This window comes from Streptomyces musisoli (assembly GCF_016741855.1).
GTDB lineage: Bacteria > Actinomycetota > Actinomycetes > Streptomycetales > Streptomycetaceae > Streptomyces > Streptomyces musisoli.
Genome location: NZ_JAERRH010000001.1, coordinates 966,985 through 982,998, shown reverse-complemented (window position 1 = coordinate 982,998; position 16,014 = coordinate 966,985). Strand labels below are relative to the sequence as shown.

Below are 16,014 nucleotides of genomic sequence, written 5' to 3'. Positions count from 1 at the left end.
CCGACCCGCTGACCATGCGCGTCCACCTGGTCACGATGCCGTGGCATCCGCTCGACCTGCCCTCCCTGCAACTCGGCCTGCTGAACCGGATCGTGCGTGGGGCCCGCCCCGGCGACGAGGTCACCGAGTTCCACGGCTCGCTGCGCTGGGCCGAGTTCCTGCTGGAGCACTCCGGCGGCCGGCTGCGGCCGGGGGACTACGTGGCGGTCGGCAGCGACGCGATCTTCCACGGACTCGGCGACTGGGTCTTCTCCGGCGTCCTGTACGACGACCCCGCCTGGGGCGTGGCCCGGCTCCGGGACTACGCGGCCGGCCGGGGCGTCTTCATCGACACGGCGCTGGCGATGCGGCCGTACGCGGCCTCCTTCGTCGAGGCCTGTGCCACCGAGGTGCTGGCGGCCGGGCCGGACGTGGTCGGGTTCACCACCACCTTCATGCAGAACGTGCCCTCGCTCGCCCTGGCCCGTGAACTCAAGCGAAGACGGCCGGAGCTGACGGTCGTCCTCGGCGGCAGCAACTGCGACGGCCCGATGGGCCACGCGCTGCACCGCAACCACCCGTTCGTCGACCACGTGGTCCGCGGCGAGGCCGAGTACGCCTTCCCGGCCCTGCTGCGCCACCTGGACGCGGGCACCGCACCCACGGACGTCCCCGGCCTGTGCTGGTGGGACGGCACGGTGTCGCGGGCCAACACGGAGACCCGGCGGACCGTGGCCCCGGCCGACATACCCGCGCCCGACTACGACCAGTGGCAGACCGCCCTGGACGCCTCCCCGGTGCAGGAGTACATCCACCCGAAGCTGGTCGTCGAAGGAGCCCGCGGCTGCTGGTGGGGCGAGAAGCACCACTGCACCTTCTGCGGGCTGAACGGCACCGCCATGGCCTTCCGCGCCAAGCCGGGGGAGCGGCTGTGGGCGGAGATCGACCGGCTGGTCCGCCGCCACCGCCTCCTCGACGTGGTCACCGTCGACAACATCATCGACATGGCCTACTTCCGCGACTTCCTGCCCCGCGTCGTCGACAGCGGCTGGGACCTGCGGCTGCACTACGAGGTCAAGTCGAACCTCACCCCCGCCCAGCTCCGCCTCCTCGGCGACTCCGGCACGGTGCACATCCAGCCCGGCATCGAGTCCCTCGGCAGCCGCGTCCTCGACCTCATGGACAAGGGCGTCACCGCAGTCCGTAACGTCCGCACCCTGCGCGAGTGCGAGAACCACGCACTGACCTGCTCCTGGAACCTGCTGTACGGCTTCCCCGGCGAGACCGCCGAGGACTACGCGCCCGTCATCGACCAGCTTCCCGCGCTGGTCCACCTCCAGCCGCCGAGCGGTGCCCACCGCATCCAGCTGGAGCGCTTCAGCCCGCACTTCACCGACCCGGGCCTCGGCTTCGGCAAACGCCGCCCCGCCGAGATGTACCAGCACGTCTACGAGCTGCCCGAGGAGGAACTGGCCGATCTGGTGTACCTGTTCGACAGTGAACCGGCGGGCATCGGCGGGCCGGTCGAGCAGCGGCTGAAGGAGGCGGTGGCCGCATGGCGGGCCGGGCACGCGCACTCCCGGCTGCTGTTCGAGGAGGACGGAGCGGAGCTGCTGGTGCACGACCGCCGGCACGGCCGCCCGCCCGTCACCCACCGCTTCACCGGCTGGCACGCCGCGGCCCTGCGCCACCTGGAGGACGGCCGGACCGTGCCCGCACTGCACCGCCTGCTGGCCGCCGGCGGCCACCGGGTGCCGACAGGGGACCTGGACGCCTGGATCGGACGGGCGGGGGAACTGGGCCTGGTCTTCCGCGACGGCGCCGCATACGTCTCGCTGCCCACCTGGGGCGAGCCGGTCCGGCTGCCCGAGGAGGCCGGATGAGCGGGCCGCCCGGCACCGTGCCGCACCGGCTCACCGGCCGCCGGGTGGAGCCGGCCGAGCCCCTGGACCTGAGCGGGGCGGGCCGCGGGACGGCGGAGGCGGTGCGGTTCCTGCGCGAGTGCCAGGCCCTCGGACTGCGCGTGAGCTGGCGGGCGACGGGGACACCGTCGTACGACCCCGCCCTGCTGCGCCACCTGCCCCCGCCCGCCGAACTCGGCTCCTGGCGAACCGAGTCGGCGGCCTGGCGGGCGGCCCACCGCCACGGCTCCCTCTACCACCGGCGCGGCCCGGACTTCGTCACCGTGCTGGACCGCCGGAGGCCGGGCACGGCCGCACGGCTCACCCTGGACCATCCAAGTCTCCACGGCACCTTCCTCCGCCTCCTGGAGCCCACGCCGGTCGATGCCCTGGACGCCGTCGGACGCGAGGCGCTCGGCCTGCTCGCCGCCGAGCGGCTGGTGCTGTCCGCGGGAGGCTGGGCGGTGACCCTGCCGCCACGCGTCCGGCGCTGGCCGGTCCCGTGCACGGCGATCTGAGCCCCCGGCGCGCGGCCCCGGCTCGCGAGCGGATCGGAAGCGCATCGGAAGCGCGAAACCGGTCCCGGACCGGTGGATGTCGGGCAGAGTGACTGTCGTCCTACCGACGGAACAAGCCACATCCCGGCGCTCTGCCGGGAGTTGTGAGGCCCCATGAACCACACCTACGAGCCGCCGAGCCTGTTACCCGCCGGTGGCAGGGAGCGGACGTACGCACTGCTCATCGCCGGCATCCCGCTTCTGCTGATCCTGCTCATGGGTGTCGCTCCCCACCTCTCCTCGGACGGCGACGACGGGTCCGGGGACCCGGCCGCCGGATACGGCGGCGGCTCCTCCCAGAACTACGCTCCGCCGGTCACCTACTCGCCGGCACCGGAGACCCCCACGTTCCCCGGCACGGAGCCCTCGGTGCCCACCGGCACCGACGACACCACCGGCACCGGCGACACCACCGGCACCGGCGAACCCACGGACCCCGAGACCGGCCCGACGGGCACCGAGACCACCGTAGGAACCACGGACGGGACGGCCGGCCCCGCCGAGACGGTCACCCACTTCTTCGACGCCGTCAACCGGGGCGACTACGACACCGCCTGGGAACTGGGCGGCAGGAACCTCGACCCCTCCTACACGTCCTTCGTGTCCGGCTTCGACACCACCCGACACGACGACGTCACGATCAGGTCCGTCGAGGGCCGGACGGTGTCGGTGGACCTGATCGCCACGCAGACCGACGGCACCCGGAAGTCCTTCAGCGGCGTGTACACCGTGGTCGACGGGGTCATCACCCACGCCTCGATGACGTCGAGCGACTGAGAGAGCGGAGCAACCCAGCATGGCGAGTGACTACCTCACCGTTCCCGCTCCGCCCCCGGAACCCGGGCCGCGCCCGGACCGCCCGGCCAAGGACGCCGCGAGCAACGCCACCCGGCTGCTGTGCGCGGGCACCTACCTCGACCCGGTGTACCGCGCCACCGTCATCCGCGAGCTGCTCACCCACCGGTACCGGGTGGTCGCACCGTCCTACGGGTACGACGCGATACCCGTGCTCGCGCACGCCCTGGCGGCGCGCCGGCTGCACCGCATCCGGCTGGCCGTCGTCGCGACGGGCACCGCCGCCGCCATCGCCCTCATGTACGCCGGCGTCCTCGACGGGTTCACCGCTGCGCTGGCCGTGCTGTGGCTGCTGTGGGCCACCGCCTACTTCCGGCGCATCGTCACCCTCCAGCTGCTGGCGACCCGGCTGGGGCGCCGCACCGGTCACACGCGCCGGAGCCGGGGCTTCGACGGCTCCTACCCCGAGCACGCCGAGCTGACCCCCGACCTCGTGGACAAGATCAACCGCGAGCAGACCTCGGACGGCAGCGTGATCCGCTACGGCGGCTACAAACCCTTCGTCGGCGCGGGCGAGCAGGTGCGCCGCTGGTCCACCGCCGAACTGCTGGTCGGCGCGCCGCTCACCGTGTTCGACGAGCCACGCGGAACGGGCATGCCCCCCGCACCCCGCGCGGGCGGCCAGGAACCCCGGCGCAAGGAGGTCGTCCCCTTCACCGCCGAGGAGATCACCGCCTACGTCGGCGAACGCATGACCGCCCAGTTGCGCGACCGGGCCCGTCCGGCACAGCGGATCGAGGGGCTCGCCGTCGAACGGAGCACGTTCACCACGGCCGTCACGACCCTGCGCGGTGTGCCGGAGCCGAGCCCGCAGCAGCTCGGCGGCCGCTGGGACGACACCTACGACTCGGGACGCGCCTACCTGTGCGTCCGGGTGGGGTCCTGGAACCAGGAACTGGTCACCACGGCGTTCGTGGGCTTCGACGTCAAGGGCAACACCCTGCACACCGAGTTCTACTCGTACGTCCTGGCGCCGATCCAGGCGAGCTTCCACCTGGTGGACCGGCTCCCCGCCGCCCTGGACGACCGGCTCCTGCTCAAGGTCGCCTGGCACACCCTGCGCGGCGCGCCCGACGCCGCGCTGCGGTCCGCCCTCGCCGAGGCCCGCTCCCGCCTGCCCCGCCTGCTGCCGTGGCGCGGCGGCCGTGCGCGGTCGCCGCAGGAGTCCGACACCAGCGAGTTCGGCCTCGGCCGCTACGCGGACACCGTACTGAACCGCGGGGCGGTCACCAGCATCCGCGAGATGGCGACCAGCGACGACTTCCACGTCTTCTTCCAGGAGACGGACACCATCAAGTACACGCAGATCGTGGAGCGCCAACTGCTGCACGTGGTACGCGACTTCCTGCACGAGCACCACGTGGACCTGGCGGAGCACGAGGCCCGCCAGACGAACATCCTCAACGACTACGGGCACAACAACAACTTCGTGAACGGCGACAACAACACCACCAACTCGGGCCCGCAGAACCACTTCGGCGGCTCCGAGGGCGGTCGGGGGGCGGGATCCGCATGACGCACGGCGACAAGGGCGGCAACAGCAGCTACTACGGAAGCAGGAACGACTTCGGCAGCAACAACAACTTCGTGAACGGCGACAACAACACCACCAACTCGGGCACCCAGAACTTCTACGGCACAGCCCCCGCCCCCGCCCGCCGCGCCCGGCCGGACCGGGACGGTTCCGGACCCGCCGCGGACCGCCGCCGCAACGTGTTCGTCGTCCACGGGCGGGACGAGGAGGTGCGGACGAGGATGTTCGACCTGCTGCGCCTGCTCGATCTGCGCCCGCTGGAGTGGGAGGACCTGGTCAGGGCGACCGGCAAGACGGCGCCGTTCCTCGGGGAGGTCGTCGCGAAGGCCCCCGAACAGGCCCAGGCGGCGCTCGTGCTGCTCACCCCCGACGACATCGTCCAGCTGCACCCGCAGCTGCGGGGCGCGAGAGAGCCGGCGTACGAGACCGAGCCGACCGGGCAGCCCCGGCCGAACGTGCTGATCGAGCTGGGCATGGTGCTGATGGCCTACCCGGAGCGCACCCTGATGGTGGAGGTCGGCGCGCTGCGCACGATCACCGACATCGCGGGCCGCAACGTCATCCGGTTCGACGGCTCGGAGACGGCCCTGCGCAAGATCGCCGAGCGGCTGAAGCTGGCGGGCTGCACGGTCGACGACACCCGCTCCGAATGGCTCCAGACGTGGCCGTACCGCCATCTGTCGGCGTACGGCCGTACCGGGCCGGGCACTCCGCCGGCCCGCTGAGCCGCGGTACGGGCCCGGTGGTTCGTCCACGGTCGGGGGGCGGGCCCGTACCGCTCGGCGCCGTAATGGAGGGTGGCCGGTGTCAGACATGGCGCCGGGCGCCGGCCGCCAGGCCGGCCAGGAACGCACCCGTCTCCGGCAGGTCGATCCGCCCCAGCTCACCGGGGCGGATCACCACCCGCAGCTCTCGGCAGACCTCCCGCTCCCAGGAGTGCACGACGAACGACAGCAGGATCAGCCGCAGCAGGCTGTCCTCGTCGAGATCGTGCAGCCGGGCGAGCCCCGCGCCGGTCAGCGGCATCGTGAGGCGTTCCAGCTGGCCGTGCCGGCGGACGGCGTCCCACAGCCGGTCCAGGCCGAGCCACAGGTCCTCGACACCGCAGGACGCGACGCAGTCGTTGCCCATCCGGCTGTAGGCGACGGCGAACACCAGCGCGGGCCGGGAGCCGAGGACGGCGACCGTCCCGACCGGATACCGGGCCCGCTTGCCCCGCGGCTTGGCCCGTGCGCTCTCCCACTCCACCGGGGCCACGCCCGCCAGCGCGGCGGCCAGCTCCGCGTCCAGCCGGCGGGCGTCGTCCGCGTAGCGCCGGGCCAGCAACTGGCCCTGCACACTGCCGTCGTTGATGACGGCACCGTCGTCGACGCGGGTGTCGAAGGTGTCGGTGAACCCGACCACCAGATGGCCCGGCTGCTCGAACAGATCGCCCTCCTCGACCACCACCGTCATGCCGGGACGCCCGAACTCCTGCCGCACGGCGGCCTGCGGACGGGCCCGGGCCAGTCCCCACGCCAGACACAGGGCGACGGAACCGGCCAGCACCGGCCCGGGCCGGGAGACGGTGCCGGGGAACAGCTGGCTGACGAACTGCACGACGGCCGACACCGCGCCGAAGGCCGCGAGCACGCTGCCCGCGAACAGCCGCCGCACACGCCACGACCGTGCGAGCCGGACCCGCGCCGGACGGGACGGCGAGGTCGGACCGGTCATTCGCATGCTTTCCTCCAAGCCGTCTTGCTACGCTGATCGCACTGTCGGCGGGACGTCACGCGGCGGAGGGGGCGAGGCGCGTGCAGACCCGTACCCCACCGGTACGCGTGAGCGTCCTGGGGCCGCTCCGACTGGACGTGAACGGCGTCCCGGTCCGCCTGACCCCGCTGACCGCACGTCTGCTGGCCCGCCTGGTCGCCGCCGAGGGCGAGGCCGTGACCGTCCGCCGGCTGTACCGGGACGTCTGGCAGCAGACCGTCCGGCTGCCGCACCAGGACCTGCGCAACCGCAACGAGGTGCAGAAGCGGATCCTGGAACTGCGGCGCGCGTTCGACCTGGCCGGGCCGGGACACGGGGCCCGGATCGTGCGCACCGGACAGCTGCCGACCGCGCGCGGGGCCGAGAGCACCTACCGGCTCGCCCTGGACGACGGCGAACTGGACAGTGCCGAGTTCGTCCGGCTGGTGGGTGAGGCGCTGCGCGCGGCACCGGCCCCGGCCGTCCGGCTGCTGGCGGAGGCCCTGCGGCTCTGGTGCGGCCGGCCGCTGGCCGAGGTGCAGGACGAGGAGTTCGCGGCCGCACCGGTCCGGCGGCTGACCCAGCTCAGGGAGACCGCGCTGCGCGAACTGATCGCCGGACACACCGCGCTGGGCCGCTACGACCTCGCCCTGCCGGTGGCCGAACAGACGGCCGGGGAACGCCCGGACGACCCCGAGGCCGCCGCCACCCTCGCCCGGCTGAGCGCCCGGCTGCGCGAGCGGCACGGCGCCGAACTGCTGCGCCACACCCTGCGCGGCCTGCGGGTGGACGTCGTCGTGGTGCGCGGCGACCTGTTCGACCAGGACGACGCCAACCTGGTCGTGGGGTTCTCCGACACCTTCGACACCTTCGCCGACGACGTCGTGATCAGCAGGGAGAGCGTGCAGGGCCAGCTGGTCGACCGGCTCTTCGAGGGCCGGCACCGGCTCCTGGACCACAAACTGCGCCAAGCGCTGAAGGAGTTCACCCCGCTGGCCACGGAGAGCGTCCGGGACAAGCGGCGCGGCCGGCGCACCCGCTACCCGATCGGTACGGCGGTGGCCGTCCCCGCCGGCAGGCGCCGGGTGTTCGCCGTGGCCTATTCGCGGCTCGGCAACGACCTGCGTGCCCGGTCCGCCCCCGCCGACCTGCGGCTCAGCCTGGAACGCCTGTGGACCTCGGTCGCCCTGCACGGCCTGTTCAAGCCGGTGGCGATGCCGCTGATCGGCGCGGGCCTGTCCCGCCTCGTCGAACTCGACCGCACCCAGTTGCTGCTGCTGATCGTCGAGACCTTCACCCACAGCCTCCGCCACGACCCCGCGGTCTGCTCCGAACTGCGCATCGTCCTGCGCGCCGACGACCTGGAGCGGACCGATCTGTCGGCGGTGGACGCCTTCCTGCGCACCGTGGACGAGCGGGGGCCGGCACTCGGGCCGACCGGCGTCGGCTGAACTGGTCACGCCCCCAGCAAAGGTCCGCGCCCGCTTCCGCGGACAGCCACCGCCCGCTTCCGGAACGCTTCCGGTCCCGTTCCCGCCCGCCCGGCGGTGGCATTCCGGCCGCCCGGCGTCCCGAGGACGGGAAGCGGACGAGGCGGAAACGTCCGAGCGGAGGGTGAAGCGGGGACTTGATGGTCAGGATGGAGGCATGGGATTCCAAGTCGACTCCGAGGCCGGGCGGCTGCGCCGCGTCATCCTGCACCGGCCGGATCTTGAGCTCAAAAGGCTCACCCCCAGCAACAAGGACGCCCTGCTCTTCGACGACGTGCTCTGGGTGCGCCGGGCGCGCGCCGAGCACGACGGGTTCGCCGACGTACTGCGCGACCGGGGGGTCGTCGTCCATCTCTTCGGGGACCTGCTCGCCGAGACCCTGGCGTTCCCCGAGGCCCGCACGCTCGTCCTGGACCGGGTCTTCGACGAGAAGGAATACGGCCCCCTCGCCACGGACCATCTGCGCGCCGCCTTCGACCTGATGACCCCGGAGGAGCTGGCCGAGGCACTGGTCGGGGGCATGACCAAGCGGGAGTTCCTGGACGCGCACGCGGAACCGGCCTCCGTCCGCTTCCACGTCATGGAGCTGGACGACTTCCTGCTGCGCCCGCTGCCCAACCACCTGTTCACCCGCGACACCTCGGCGTGGATCTACGACGGCGTCTCGATCAACGCCATGCGCTGGCCCGCCCGGCAGCGCGAGACCGTCCACTTCGAGGCGATCTACCGCCACCACCCCCTGTTCCGTGACGAAACGTTCCACGTGTGGTCCCGGGGGCAGGCGGACTACCCCTCCACCATCGAGGGCGGTGACGTGCTGGTGATCGGCGGTGGCGCCGTCCTGATCGGCATGAGCGAGCGCACCACGGCGCAGGCGGTGGAGATGCTGGCGCACAAGCTGTTCGCGGCCGGCTCCGCGCGTACCATCGTCGCGCTCGACATGCCCAAGCGGCGCGCCTTCATGCACCTCGACACGGTGATGACCATGGTCGACGGCGACACCTTCACCCAGTACGCCGGGCTCGGCATGCTCCGCTCGTACACCATCGAGCCGGGTGCCGGCGAACGGGAGCTGAAGGTCACCGACCATCCGCCGGAGCACATGCACCGGGCGATCGCCGCCGCGCTCGGCCTCGGCGAGATCCGGGTGCTGACCGCCACGCAGGACGTGCACGCCGCCGAACGCGAGCAGTGGGACGACGGCTGCAACGTCCTCGCCGTCGAACCCGGTGTCGTCGTGGCCTACGAGCGGAACTCCACCACCAACACCCACCTGCGCAAGCAGGGTATCGAGGTGATCGAGATCCCGGGCAGCGAGCTGGGCCGGGGCCGGGGCGGGCCGCGGTGCATGAGCTGTCCCGTGGAACGAGACGGTGTATAGAAATGTGAAGGGTCGTATATACTTCCAAGGTATTCCGTAGTGACGACCTCTGGAGCGCCCGCATGGCGACAGTCCCGACCGCCCTCGCCGGCCGCCACTTCCTCAAGGAGCTGGACTTCACCGAGGAGGAGTTCCGCGGCCTGGTCGAGCTGGCCGCGGAGCTGAAGGCCGCCAAGAAGGCCGGGGCCGAGACCCGGTACCTGCGCGGGCGGAACATCGCGCTGATCTTCGAGAAGACCTCGACGCGCACCCGCTGCGCGTTCGAGGTCGCCGCGGCCGACCAGGGCGCCCACACGACCTACCTCGACCCGTCCGGCTCGCAGATGGGGCACAAGGAGTCGGCGAAGGACACCGCCCGCGTGCTGGGCCGGATGTTCGACGCCATCGAGTACCGGGGCGACAGCCAGGCCAAGGTCGAGGAGCTGGCAGCCTACGCCGGCGTGCCCGTCTACAACGGCCTCACCGACGACTGGCACCCCACCCAGATGCTCGCCGACGTGCTCACCATGACCGAGCACAGCGCCAAGCCGCTGCGGGAGATCTCCTTCGCCTACCTCGGCGACGCCCGCTTCAACATGGGCAACTCCTACCTGATCACCGGCGCCCTGCTCGGCATGGACGTACGGATCGTCGCCCCGAAGTCCTACTGGCCCGCCCAGGAGGTCGTCGACCGCGCCCGGGAGCTCGCCGCCGCCGGCGGTGCCCGTGTCACCCTCACCGAGGACGTCGCCGAGGGTGTCGCGGGCGCCGACTTCGTCGCCACCGACGTCTGGGTCTCCATGGGCGAGCCCGTGGAGGTGTGGGACGAGCGCATCGCGGCCCTCACCCCCTACGCCGTGACCATGGACGTGCTCCGCGCGACCGGCAACCCGGACGTGAAGTTCCTGCACTGCCTGCCGGCCTTCCACGACCTCGGCACCGCGGTGGGCCGGCAGCTCTTCGAGACCCACGGCCTGCGGTCGCTGGAGGTCACGGACGAGGTCTTCGAGTCGGCCCACTCGGTCGTCTTCGACGAGGCCGAGAACCGGCTGCACACCATCAAGGCCGTGCTGGTGGCCACACTCGCCCGCGAAAGCCTTGCCTGACCCCGCTCACCAGGCCGTATCCTGGCCGGCGGCCCGGAACCACCCATTCCGAGCCGCCGCCGCAGCCGCACCACGGCTGCCCGCACCACCAGAAACGAGCACCACCCGCAATGCCCGCTCCCCGCATCAAGTCCCCGCAGCTGCTCGTCGCCGAATCCGGTGCCGACCGTGAGGGACACGGCCTGAAGCGCACCATGGGCCTCTTCCAGCTCATCTGCTTCGGCGTCGGCGCCATCGTCGGCACCGGCATCTTCGTCGGCCTCTCCGACTCGGTGGCCCAGGCCGGCCCGGCCGTCGTCGTCTCCTTCATCCTCGCCGCCCTGACCTGCGTCTTCACCGCCTTCTCCTTCGCGGAGCTGGGCGGCGCGATCCCGGTCTCCGGCTCCTCGTACTCCTTCGCCTACGCCGGCCTCGGCGAGTCCACCGCCTTCCTCGTCGGCTGGTGCCTGCTGCTGGAGTACGGCATCTCCATCTCGGCCGTCGCGGTCGGCTGGAGCCAGTACGTCAACGAGCTGCTGCACAGCCTCACCGGCTGGCAGCTCCCGGCCGCCCTGTCCGCGGGCCCCGGCGACGGCGGCATCGTCAACCTCCCCGCGGTGATCGTCATCGCCATGGCGTCCGTGCTGCTGGTGCGCGGCGTGCGGGAGAGTGCCCGGGCGACGGCCGCCATGGCGGCCGTGAAGCTCGTGATCCTGCTCGCCTTCTGCGCCATCGGCTACAGCGCCTTCAAGGACGGCAACCTCACCCCGTTCTCCCCGGCCGGCCTCGGTGGCATCGGCGCGGGCACCACCGCCGCGTTCTTCTCCTACATCGGCTTCGACGCGATCACGACCGCCGGTGAGGAGGCCAAGAACCCGCGCCGCCACATCCCGGTCGCGATCCTCGTCTGCATGGGCCTGGTCACCCTGCTCTACTGCGCGGTCGCGCTCGCCGCGATCGGCGCCATCGGAGGCGACCAGGTCGCCGGCCGCCCCGCCGCCCTCTCCTACGTCGTAGGCGAGGTCACCGGCTCCACCGTCGGCGGCGGCGTCATCGCCTTCGGCGCGGTCGTCGCCATCGCCTCCGTGGTGCTCGCCGTGATGTACGGCCAGACCCGCATCCTGATGTCGATGTCCAGGGACGGCCTGATCCCGCGCGTCTTCGAGAAGGTCTCCCCGCGGACGTCCACGCCGGTCGCCGGCACGCTGATCGTCGCGGTCGTCTTCGCGATCCCGGCGGCCTTCGCCTCCCTCGACGCCGTGATGAACCTGTGCACCATCGGCACCCTCGCCATCATGGCCGTCGTCAACATCGTGGTGATCGCGCTGCGCCGCCGCGAACCGGGCCTCGCCCGCAGCTTCCGGGTGCCGCTCTACCCGGTGGCCCCGCTGCTCGGCGTCGGCTTCTGCCTCTACCTGATGTACGAGACCGGCTGGCAGACCTGGCTTCAGTTCGCGGTGTTCCTCGTGGTCGGCCTGCTGGTCTACGGCGCCTACGGCCGCCGGCACTCCACGCTGGCGCGGCCGGCCGCCGAGGTCACGCCGGCCGCCGCTGAGCGGGAACCACAGGCAGTCTGAACCACACCGCCTTGCCCGACGGGGTGGGGCGGTGCCCGCAGGACGAGCTGAGGGCGCGGATCAGCAGCAGACCGCGCCCGCCCTCCTGCCACGGGTCCGGCTCCTCGATCACCGGCCGGGTCAGATGGCCGGGCGGCGCCGGGTCCGGGTCGTGCACCTCCACCTGGCAGCCGGTCGGCCGCAGCTCCACCACCAGCTCTATCGGGCCGCGCCCCGCGGTGTGCTCCACCGCGTTGGCCACCAGCTCGGCGGTGAGCAGCTCCGCCGTGTCGCAGTCGGCCAGGTGCTCCACCTCGGTGAGAGCCGTGCGCACCAGGGCACGCGCCACGGGCACCGCCGCCGCGGTGTGCGGCAGCGCGATGCGCCAGGAGGCCGGTTCGGCGGGGCGTTCGTGCAAGGCGAGTCCGTTCATGGAGCAGGCTGTCCTGCTTTCGACTACAGGAATGGTACGGGCCCGGCCGCTCAGGACCGTCGGCGGGCTTCGCCCGGGACCCCCGGCCCCGGTACCGGCGGCCTACCCCTTCGAACCCGCCGCCTCGCCGCTCCGGGCCTCTTGTTACCCCCCTGTCGACGACCGGTGACGGATGTGACCCGGTCCGGCCGATCGGAGCGGGCGTGTCGCGTACCCGTGACGACAGTCACAAACAAGTGATAACTTCATGGGACAGAGCAACGTACGGCACGCCCGCCCAAGGAGGCCGCACGTCATGAGTCCCTTCACCGGCTCGGCCGCCCACACCGCCGACTGGGCACACCTGCGGGTCCGGCTCGACGACGGGGTCGCCACCGTCACCCTCGCCCGCCCCGAGAAGCTCAACGCCCTCACCTTCGGCGCCTACGCCGACCTGCGCGACCTGCTCGCCGAGCTGTCCCGCGAGCGCTCGGTACGGGCCCTGGTGCTGGCCGGCGAGGGGCGCGGCTTCTGCTCCGGCGGCGACGTCGACGAGATCATCGGCGCCACGCTGTCCATGGACACCGCCCAGCTGCTGGACTTCAACCGGATGACCGGGCAGGTCGTCCGGGCGATCCGCGAGTGCCCGTTCCCGGTGATCGCCGCCGTGCACGGCGTGGCGGCCGGCGCGGGCGCGGTCCTCGCCCTCGCGGCCGACTTCCGGATCGCCGACCCGTCGGCCCGCTTCGCCTTCCTCTTCACCCGGGTCGGCCTGTCCGGCGGCGACATGGGCGCGGCCTATCTGCTGCCCCGGGTCGTCGGCCTCGGCCACGCCACCCGCCTGCTCATGCTGGGCGACCCGGTCCGGGCCCCCGAGGCCGAGCGCATCGGCCTGATCAGCGAGCTGACGGAGGAGGGCGGGGCGGACGAGGCCGCCCAGACCCTGGCCCGCCGCCTCGCCGACGGCCCCGCCCTGGCCCACGCCCAGACGAAGACCCTGCTGACGGCCGAGCTGGACATGCCCCTTGCGGCCTCGGTGGAACTGGACGCCTCGACCCAGGCCCTGCTGATGAACGGCGAGGACTACGCCGAGTTCCACGCGGCGTTCACGGAGAAGCGCCCGCCGAAGTGGCGGGGGAGGTGAGCGGTCGTGCGCGTGGCGATCATCGGCGGCGGCCCCGGCGGACTGTACGCCGCCGCCCTGCTCAAACGACTCGACCCCACGAGGGAGGTCACCGTCTGGGAGCGCAACGCCCCCGACGTGACCTTCGGCTTCGGCGTGGTCCTCTCCGACGAGACGCTCGGCGGCATCGAGCACGCCGACCCCGTCGTGTACGAAGCGCTGAAGCGTGACTTCGTCCGCTGGGACGACATCGACATAGGCCACCGGGGCACCCGGTACCGCTCCGGCGGCCACGGTTTCGCCGCGCTGGGCCGGCACCGGCTCCTGCGCATCCTCCAGGACCGCTGCCGCTCACTGGGCGTCGAGCTGCGGTTCGCCACCGAGGCGCCGGACGCCGGCCTCCTCTCGGAGAGCTATGACCTGGTCGTCGCCGCCGACGGTGTGCACAGCGCCACCCGCGACACCCATGCCCACGCGTTCGGCCCCCGGGTGACCGAACACCGCTGCCGCTACATATGGCTCGCCGCCGACTTCGCCTTCGACGCCTTCCGCTTCGAGATCGCCGAGACCGAGCACGGCGTGATGCAGCTGCACGGATACCCCTTCACGGCGAAGGACTCCACCGTCATCGTGGAGATGCGCGAGGAGGTCTGGCGGGCGGCGGGACTCGACGTCCTCACCCCGCAGGAATCCATCGAGCGCTGCGCCAAGATCTTCGCCGACGCCCTCGGCGGACGCCCCCTGCGCTCCAACAACTCGACCTGGACCACCTTCCGCACGGTGGTCAACGACCGCTGGTCGCACGGCAACGTCGTCCTCCTCGGCGACGCCGCCCACACCGCCCACTTCTCCATCGGCTCCGGCACCAAACTCGCCGTGGAGGACGCCCTCGCCCTGGCCGCCTGCCTGCGGGAACACCCGGACGTGCGCTCGGCGTCCGCGGCCTACGAGGAGGAGCGCAAGCCCGTCGTCGCCTCCACCCAGCGGGCCGCCCGGGCCAGCCTGGAGTGGTTCGAGGACCTCCGGCTCCACCTCGACCAGCCCTCCCGGCAGTTCGCCTTCAACCTGCTCACCCGCAGCCGCCGCGTCACCCACGACAACCTCCGGCTGCGCGACGCCCGCTTCACCGAGGCCGTGGAGCGCGAGTTCGGCTGCCCGCCCGGCACACCCCCGATGTTCACGCCGTTCCGGCTGCGCGGTCTGACCCTGCGCAACCGGGTGGTCGTGTCCCCGATGGACATGTACTCGGCCACCGACGGCGTCCCCGGCGACTTCCACCTCGTCCATCTCGGCGCCCGCGCCCTCGGCGGGGCCGGACTCGTGATGACCGAGATGGTGTGCGTCAGCGAGGAGGGCCGGATCACCCCCGGCTGCGCCGGGCTCTACACCGGCCGGCAGGCCGAGGCGTGGCGGCGCGTCACCGACTTCGTGCACCGCCAGTCCCCGGGCACCGCGATCGGCGTACAGCTCGGGCACTCCGGCCGCAAGGGGTCCACGAAGCTCATGTGGGAGGGCATGGACGAGCCGCTGCCCGCCGGCAACTGGCCGCTCGTCGCCGCCTCCCCGCTGCCGTACAAGCCGGGCAGCCAGACCCCGCGCCGGCTCTCCCGGGCCCAGCTCACCGACATCCGCGAGCAGTTCGCCGCCGCCGGCTGGCGGGCCGCCCGGGCCGGCTTCGACCTGCTCGAACTGCACTGCGCCCACGGCTATCTGCTCTCCGGCTTCCTCTCCCCGCTCACGAACCAGCGCACCGACGCCTACGGCGGCTCGCTGGAGAAGCGGCTGCGGTTCCCGCTGGAGGTCTTCGACGCCGTACGCGCGGTGTGGCCGGCCGAGCGGCCGATGACCGTCCGGATCTCGGCCACCGACTGGGCGGAGGGCGGGACGACCGCCGAGGACGCCGTCCGGATCGCCCGCGCCTTCGCCGCGCACGGGGCCGACGCCATCGACGTCTCCACCGGGCAGGTGGTGGCCGAGGAGCGGCCGGAGTTCGGACGGTCGTACCAGACGCCGTTCGCCGACCGGATCCGGCACGAGGTCCGGGTCCCGGTGATCGCGGTCGGCGCGATCTCCTCCTGGGACGACGTCAACTCCCTGATCCTCGCGGGCCGTGCGGACCTGTGCGCGCTGGCCCGTCCGCACCTGTACGACCCCCACTGGACCCTGCACGCCGCGGTCGAGCAGGGCTACACGGGCCCCGGGGCGGTCTGGCCCGCGCCCTACCGCGCGGGCAGCCGGCGCCCGCAGACCGGGCGCACCGACGCCCCCAGGCCCCGGCTCTCGCTCGGCGGCTGAGCCGGGCCGCGGCCCGGCCCGGGAAGGGGGTGCCGTTCCGGCCCCCTGCCCCGGGCGCGATGCGCGGCGGTTCCCGCACCGGCCCGTCGTCGGCGGCTGATCACCCGGCACCGCCCCGCGGCCGCGCCGTCTT

At 72.6% G+C, this 16,014-nt stretch carries 13 protein-coding genes; 11 read left to right on the top strand and 2 right to left on the bottom strand.

Going from position 1 to position 16,014, the window contains the following annotated elements; genetic code table 11:
* Positions 1-14 precede the first annotated feature (14 nt).
* The 5 genes from JK361_RS03995 (at position 15) to JK361_RS03975 (ending at position 5,551) form a co-directional block, all read left to right on the top strand.
* On the top strand, positions 15-1,862 hold the full coding sequence (locus JK361_RS03995; RefSeq protein WP_201814192.1) for a RiPP maturation radical SAM C-methyltransferase: 1,848 nt from the start codon (positions 15-17) through the stop codon (positions 1,860-1,862).
* Complete coding sequence (locus JK361_RS03990; protein ID WP_201814191.1) at positions 1,859-2,398, top strand: DUF5825 family protein; 540 nt, start codon at positions 1,859-1,861, stop codon at positions 2,396-2,398. Before JK361_RS03995 ends, JK361_RS03990 begins: the two co-directional genes overlap by 4 nt.
* A gap of 153 nt (positions 2,399-2,551) precedes the next feature.
* Positions 2,552-3,214: a nuclear transport factor 2-like protein gene (locus JK361_RS03985; RefSeq protein WP_201814190.1), complete on the top strand. Its 663-nt coding sequence runs from the start codon at positions 2,552-2,554 to the stop codon at positions 3,212-3,214.
* Between the two features lie 19 nt (positions 3,215-3,233).
* Entirely contained in the window at positions 3,234-4,808 is a 1,575-nt protein-coding gene (locus JK361_RS03980) for an AbeC-like domain-containing protein (protein WP_201814189.1), read from the top strand.
* Positions 4,805-5,551 (top strand): TIR domain-containing protein, encoded by a 747-nt coding sequence (locus JK361_RS03975; protein WP_201814188.1) that lies wholly within the window; start codon positions 4,805-4,807, stop codon positions 5,549-5,551. The genes JK361_RS03980 and JK361_RS03975 overlap by 4 nt, the downstream gene beginning before the upstream one ends.
* Before the next feature lie 82 nt (positions 5,552-5,633).
* Here the strand turns inward: JK361_RS03975 and JK361_RS03970 are convergent, their stop codons facing one another.
* Positions 5,634-6,542, bottom strand: coding sequence for a macro domain-containing protein (locus JK361_RS03970; RefSeq protein ID WP_236052344.1), 909 nt, complete (start codon positions 6,540-6,542; stop codon positions 5,634-5,636).
* An 80-nt stretch (positions 6,543-6,622) separates the two neighbouring features.
* On the opposite strand from JK361_RS03970, the gene JK361_RS03965 reads away from it, so the two are divergent.
* From JK361_RS03965 to JK361_RS03950, 4 genes are all read left to right on the top strand, one after another.
* Positions 6,623-8,011: an AfsR/SARP family transcriptional regulator gene (locus JK361_RS03965; RefSeq protein WP_307787149.1), complete on the top strand. Its 1,389-nt coding sequence runs from the start codon at positions 6,623-6,625 to the stop codon at positions 8,009-8,011.
* A gap of 196 nt (positions 8,012-8,207) precedes the next feature.
* On the top strand, positions 8,208-9,431 hold the full coding sequence (locus tag JK361_RS03960; protein WP_201814187.1) for an arginine deiminase: 1,224 nt from the start codon (positions 8,208-8,210) through the stop codon (positions 9,429-9,431).
* A 62-nt stretch (positions 9,432-9,493) separates the two neighbouring features.
* Positions 9,494-10,516, top strand: coding sequence for an ornithine carbamoyltransferase (gene argF, locus JK361_RS03955; RefSeq protein WP_201814186.1), 1,023 nt, complete (start codon positions 9,494-9,496; stop codon positions 10,514-10,516).
* A gap of 110 nt (positions 10,517-10,626) precedes the next feature.
* On the top strand, positions 10,627-12,072 hold the full coding sequence (locus JK361_RS03950; RefSeq protein ID WP_201814185.1) for an amino acid permease: 1,446 nt from the start codon (positions 10,627-10,629) through the stop codon (positions 12,070-12,072).
* Here the strand turns inward: JK361_RS03950 and JK361_RS03945 are convergent.
* Entirely contained in the window at positions 12,032-12,484 is a 453-nt protein-coding gene (locus JK361_RS03945) for an ATP-binding protein (RefSeq protein ID WP_201814184.1), read from the bottom strand. The genes JK361_RS03950 and JK361_RS03945 overlap by 41 nt on opposite strands.
* A gap of 295 nt (positions 12,485-12,779) precedes the next feature.
* Between JK361_RS03945 and JK361_RS03940 the strand changes: the two genes are divergently transcribed.
* Together JK361_RS03940 and JK361_RS03935 are read left to right on the top strand one after the other, a co-directional pair.
* Positions 12,780-13,607 carry an enoyl-CoA hydratase family protein gene (locus tag JK361_RS03940; RefSeq protein ID WP_201814183.1) on the top strand — a complete coding sequence of 276 codons (828 nt, stop codon included), beginning with the start codon at positions 12,780-12,782 and terminating at the stop codon, positions 13,605-13,607.
* Between the two features lie 6 nt (positions 13,608-13,613).
* The gene (locus JK361_RS03935) at positions 13,614-15,881 is read left to right on the top strand and encodes a bifunctional salicylyl-CoA 5-hydroxylase/oxidoreductase (protein ID WP_201814182.1); all 2,268 of its coding nucleotides are present in this window, start codon (positions 13,614-13,616) and stop codon (positions 15,879-15,881) included.
* Positions 15,882-16,014 lie beyond the last annotated feature (133 nt).

What these genes read in the sequence shown, in the direction of transcription:
- JK361_RS03940 (WP_201814183.1), top strand. Translation starts at nt 12,780, where the DNA reads ATGAGTCCCTTCACCGGCTCGGCCGCCCACACCGCCGACTGGGCACAC.
- JK361_RS03990 (WP_201814191.1), top strand. Translation starts at nt 1,859, where the DNA reads ATGAGCGGGCCGCCCGGCACCGTGCCGCACCGGCTCACCGGCCGCCGG.
- JK361_RS03985 (WP_201814190.1), top strand. Translation starts at nt 2,552, where the DNA reads ATGAACCACACCTACGAGCCGCCGAGCCTGTTACCCGCCGGTGGCAGG.
- JK361_RS03950 (WP_201814185.1), top strand. Translation starts at nt 10,627, where the DNA reads ATGCCCGCTCCCCGCATCAAGTCCCCGCAGCTGCTCGTCGCCGAATCC.
- JK361_RS03995 (WP_201814192.1), top strand. Translation starts at nt 15, where the DNA reads ATGCGCGTCCACCTGGTCACGATGCCGTGGCATCCGCTCGACCTGCCC.
- argF (WP_201814186.1), top strand. Translation starts at nt 9,494, where the DNA reads ATGGCGACAGTCCCGACCGCCCTCGCCGGCCGCCACTTCCTCAAGGAG.
- JK361_RS03945 (WP_201814184.1), bottom strand. Translation starts at nt 12,484, where the DNA reads ATGAACGGACTCGCCTTGCACGAACGCCCCGCCGAACCGGCCTCCTGG.
- JK361_RS03980 (WP_201814189.1), top strand. Translation starts at nt 3,234, where the DNA reads ATGGCGAGTGACTACCTCACCGTTCCCGCTCCGCCCCCGGAACCCGGG.
- JK361_RS03970 (WP_236052344.1), bottom strand. Translation starts at nt 6,542, where the DNA reads ATGACCGGTCCGACCTCGCCGTCCCGTCCGGCGCGGGTCCGGCTCGCA.
- JK361_RS03975 (WP_201814188.1), top strand. Translation starts at nt 4,805, where the DNA reads ATGACGCACGGCGACAAGGGCGGCAACAGCAGCTACTACGGAAGCAGG.
- JK361_RS03960 (WP_201814187.1), top strand. Translation starts at nt 8,208, where the DNA reads ATGGGATTCCAAGTCGACTCCGAGGCCGGGCGGCTGCGCCGCGTCATC.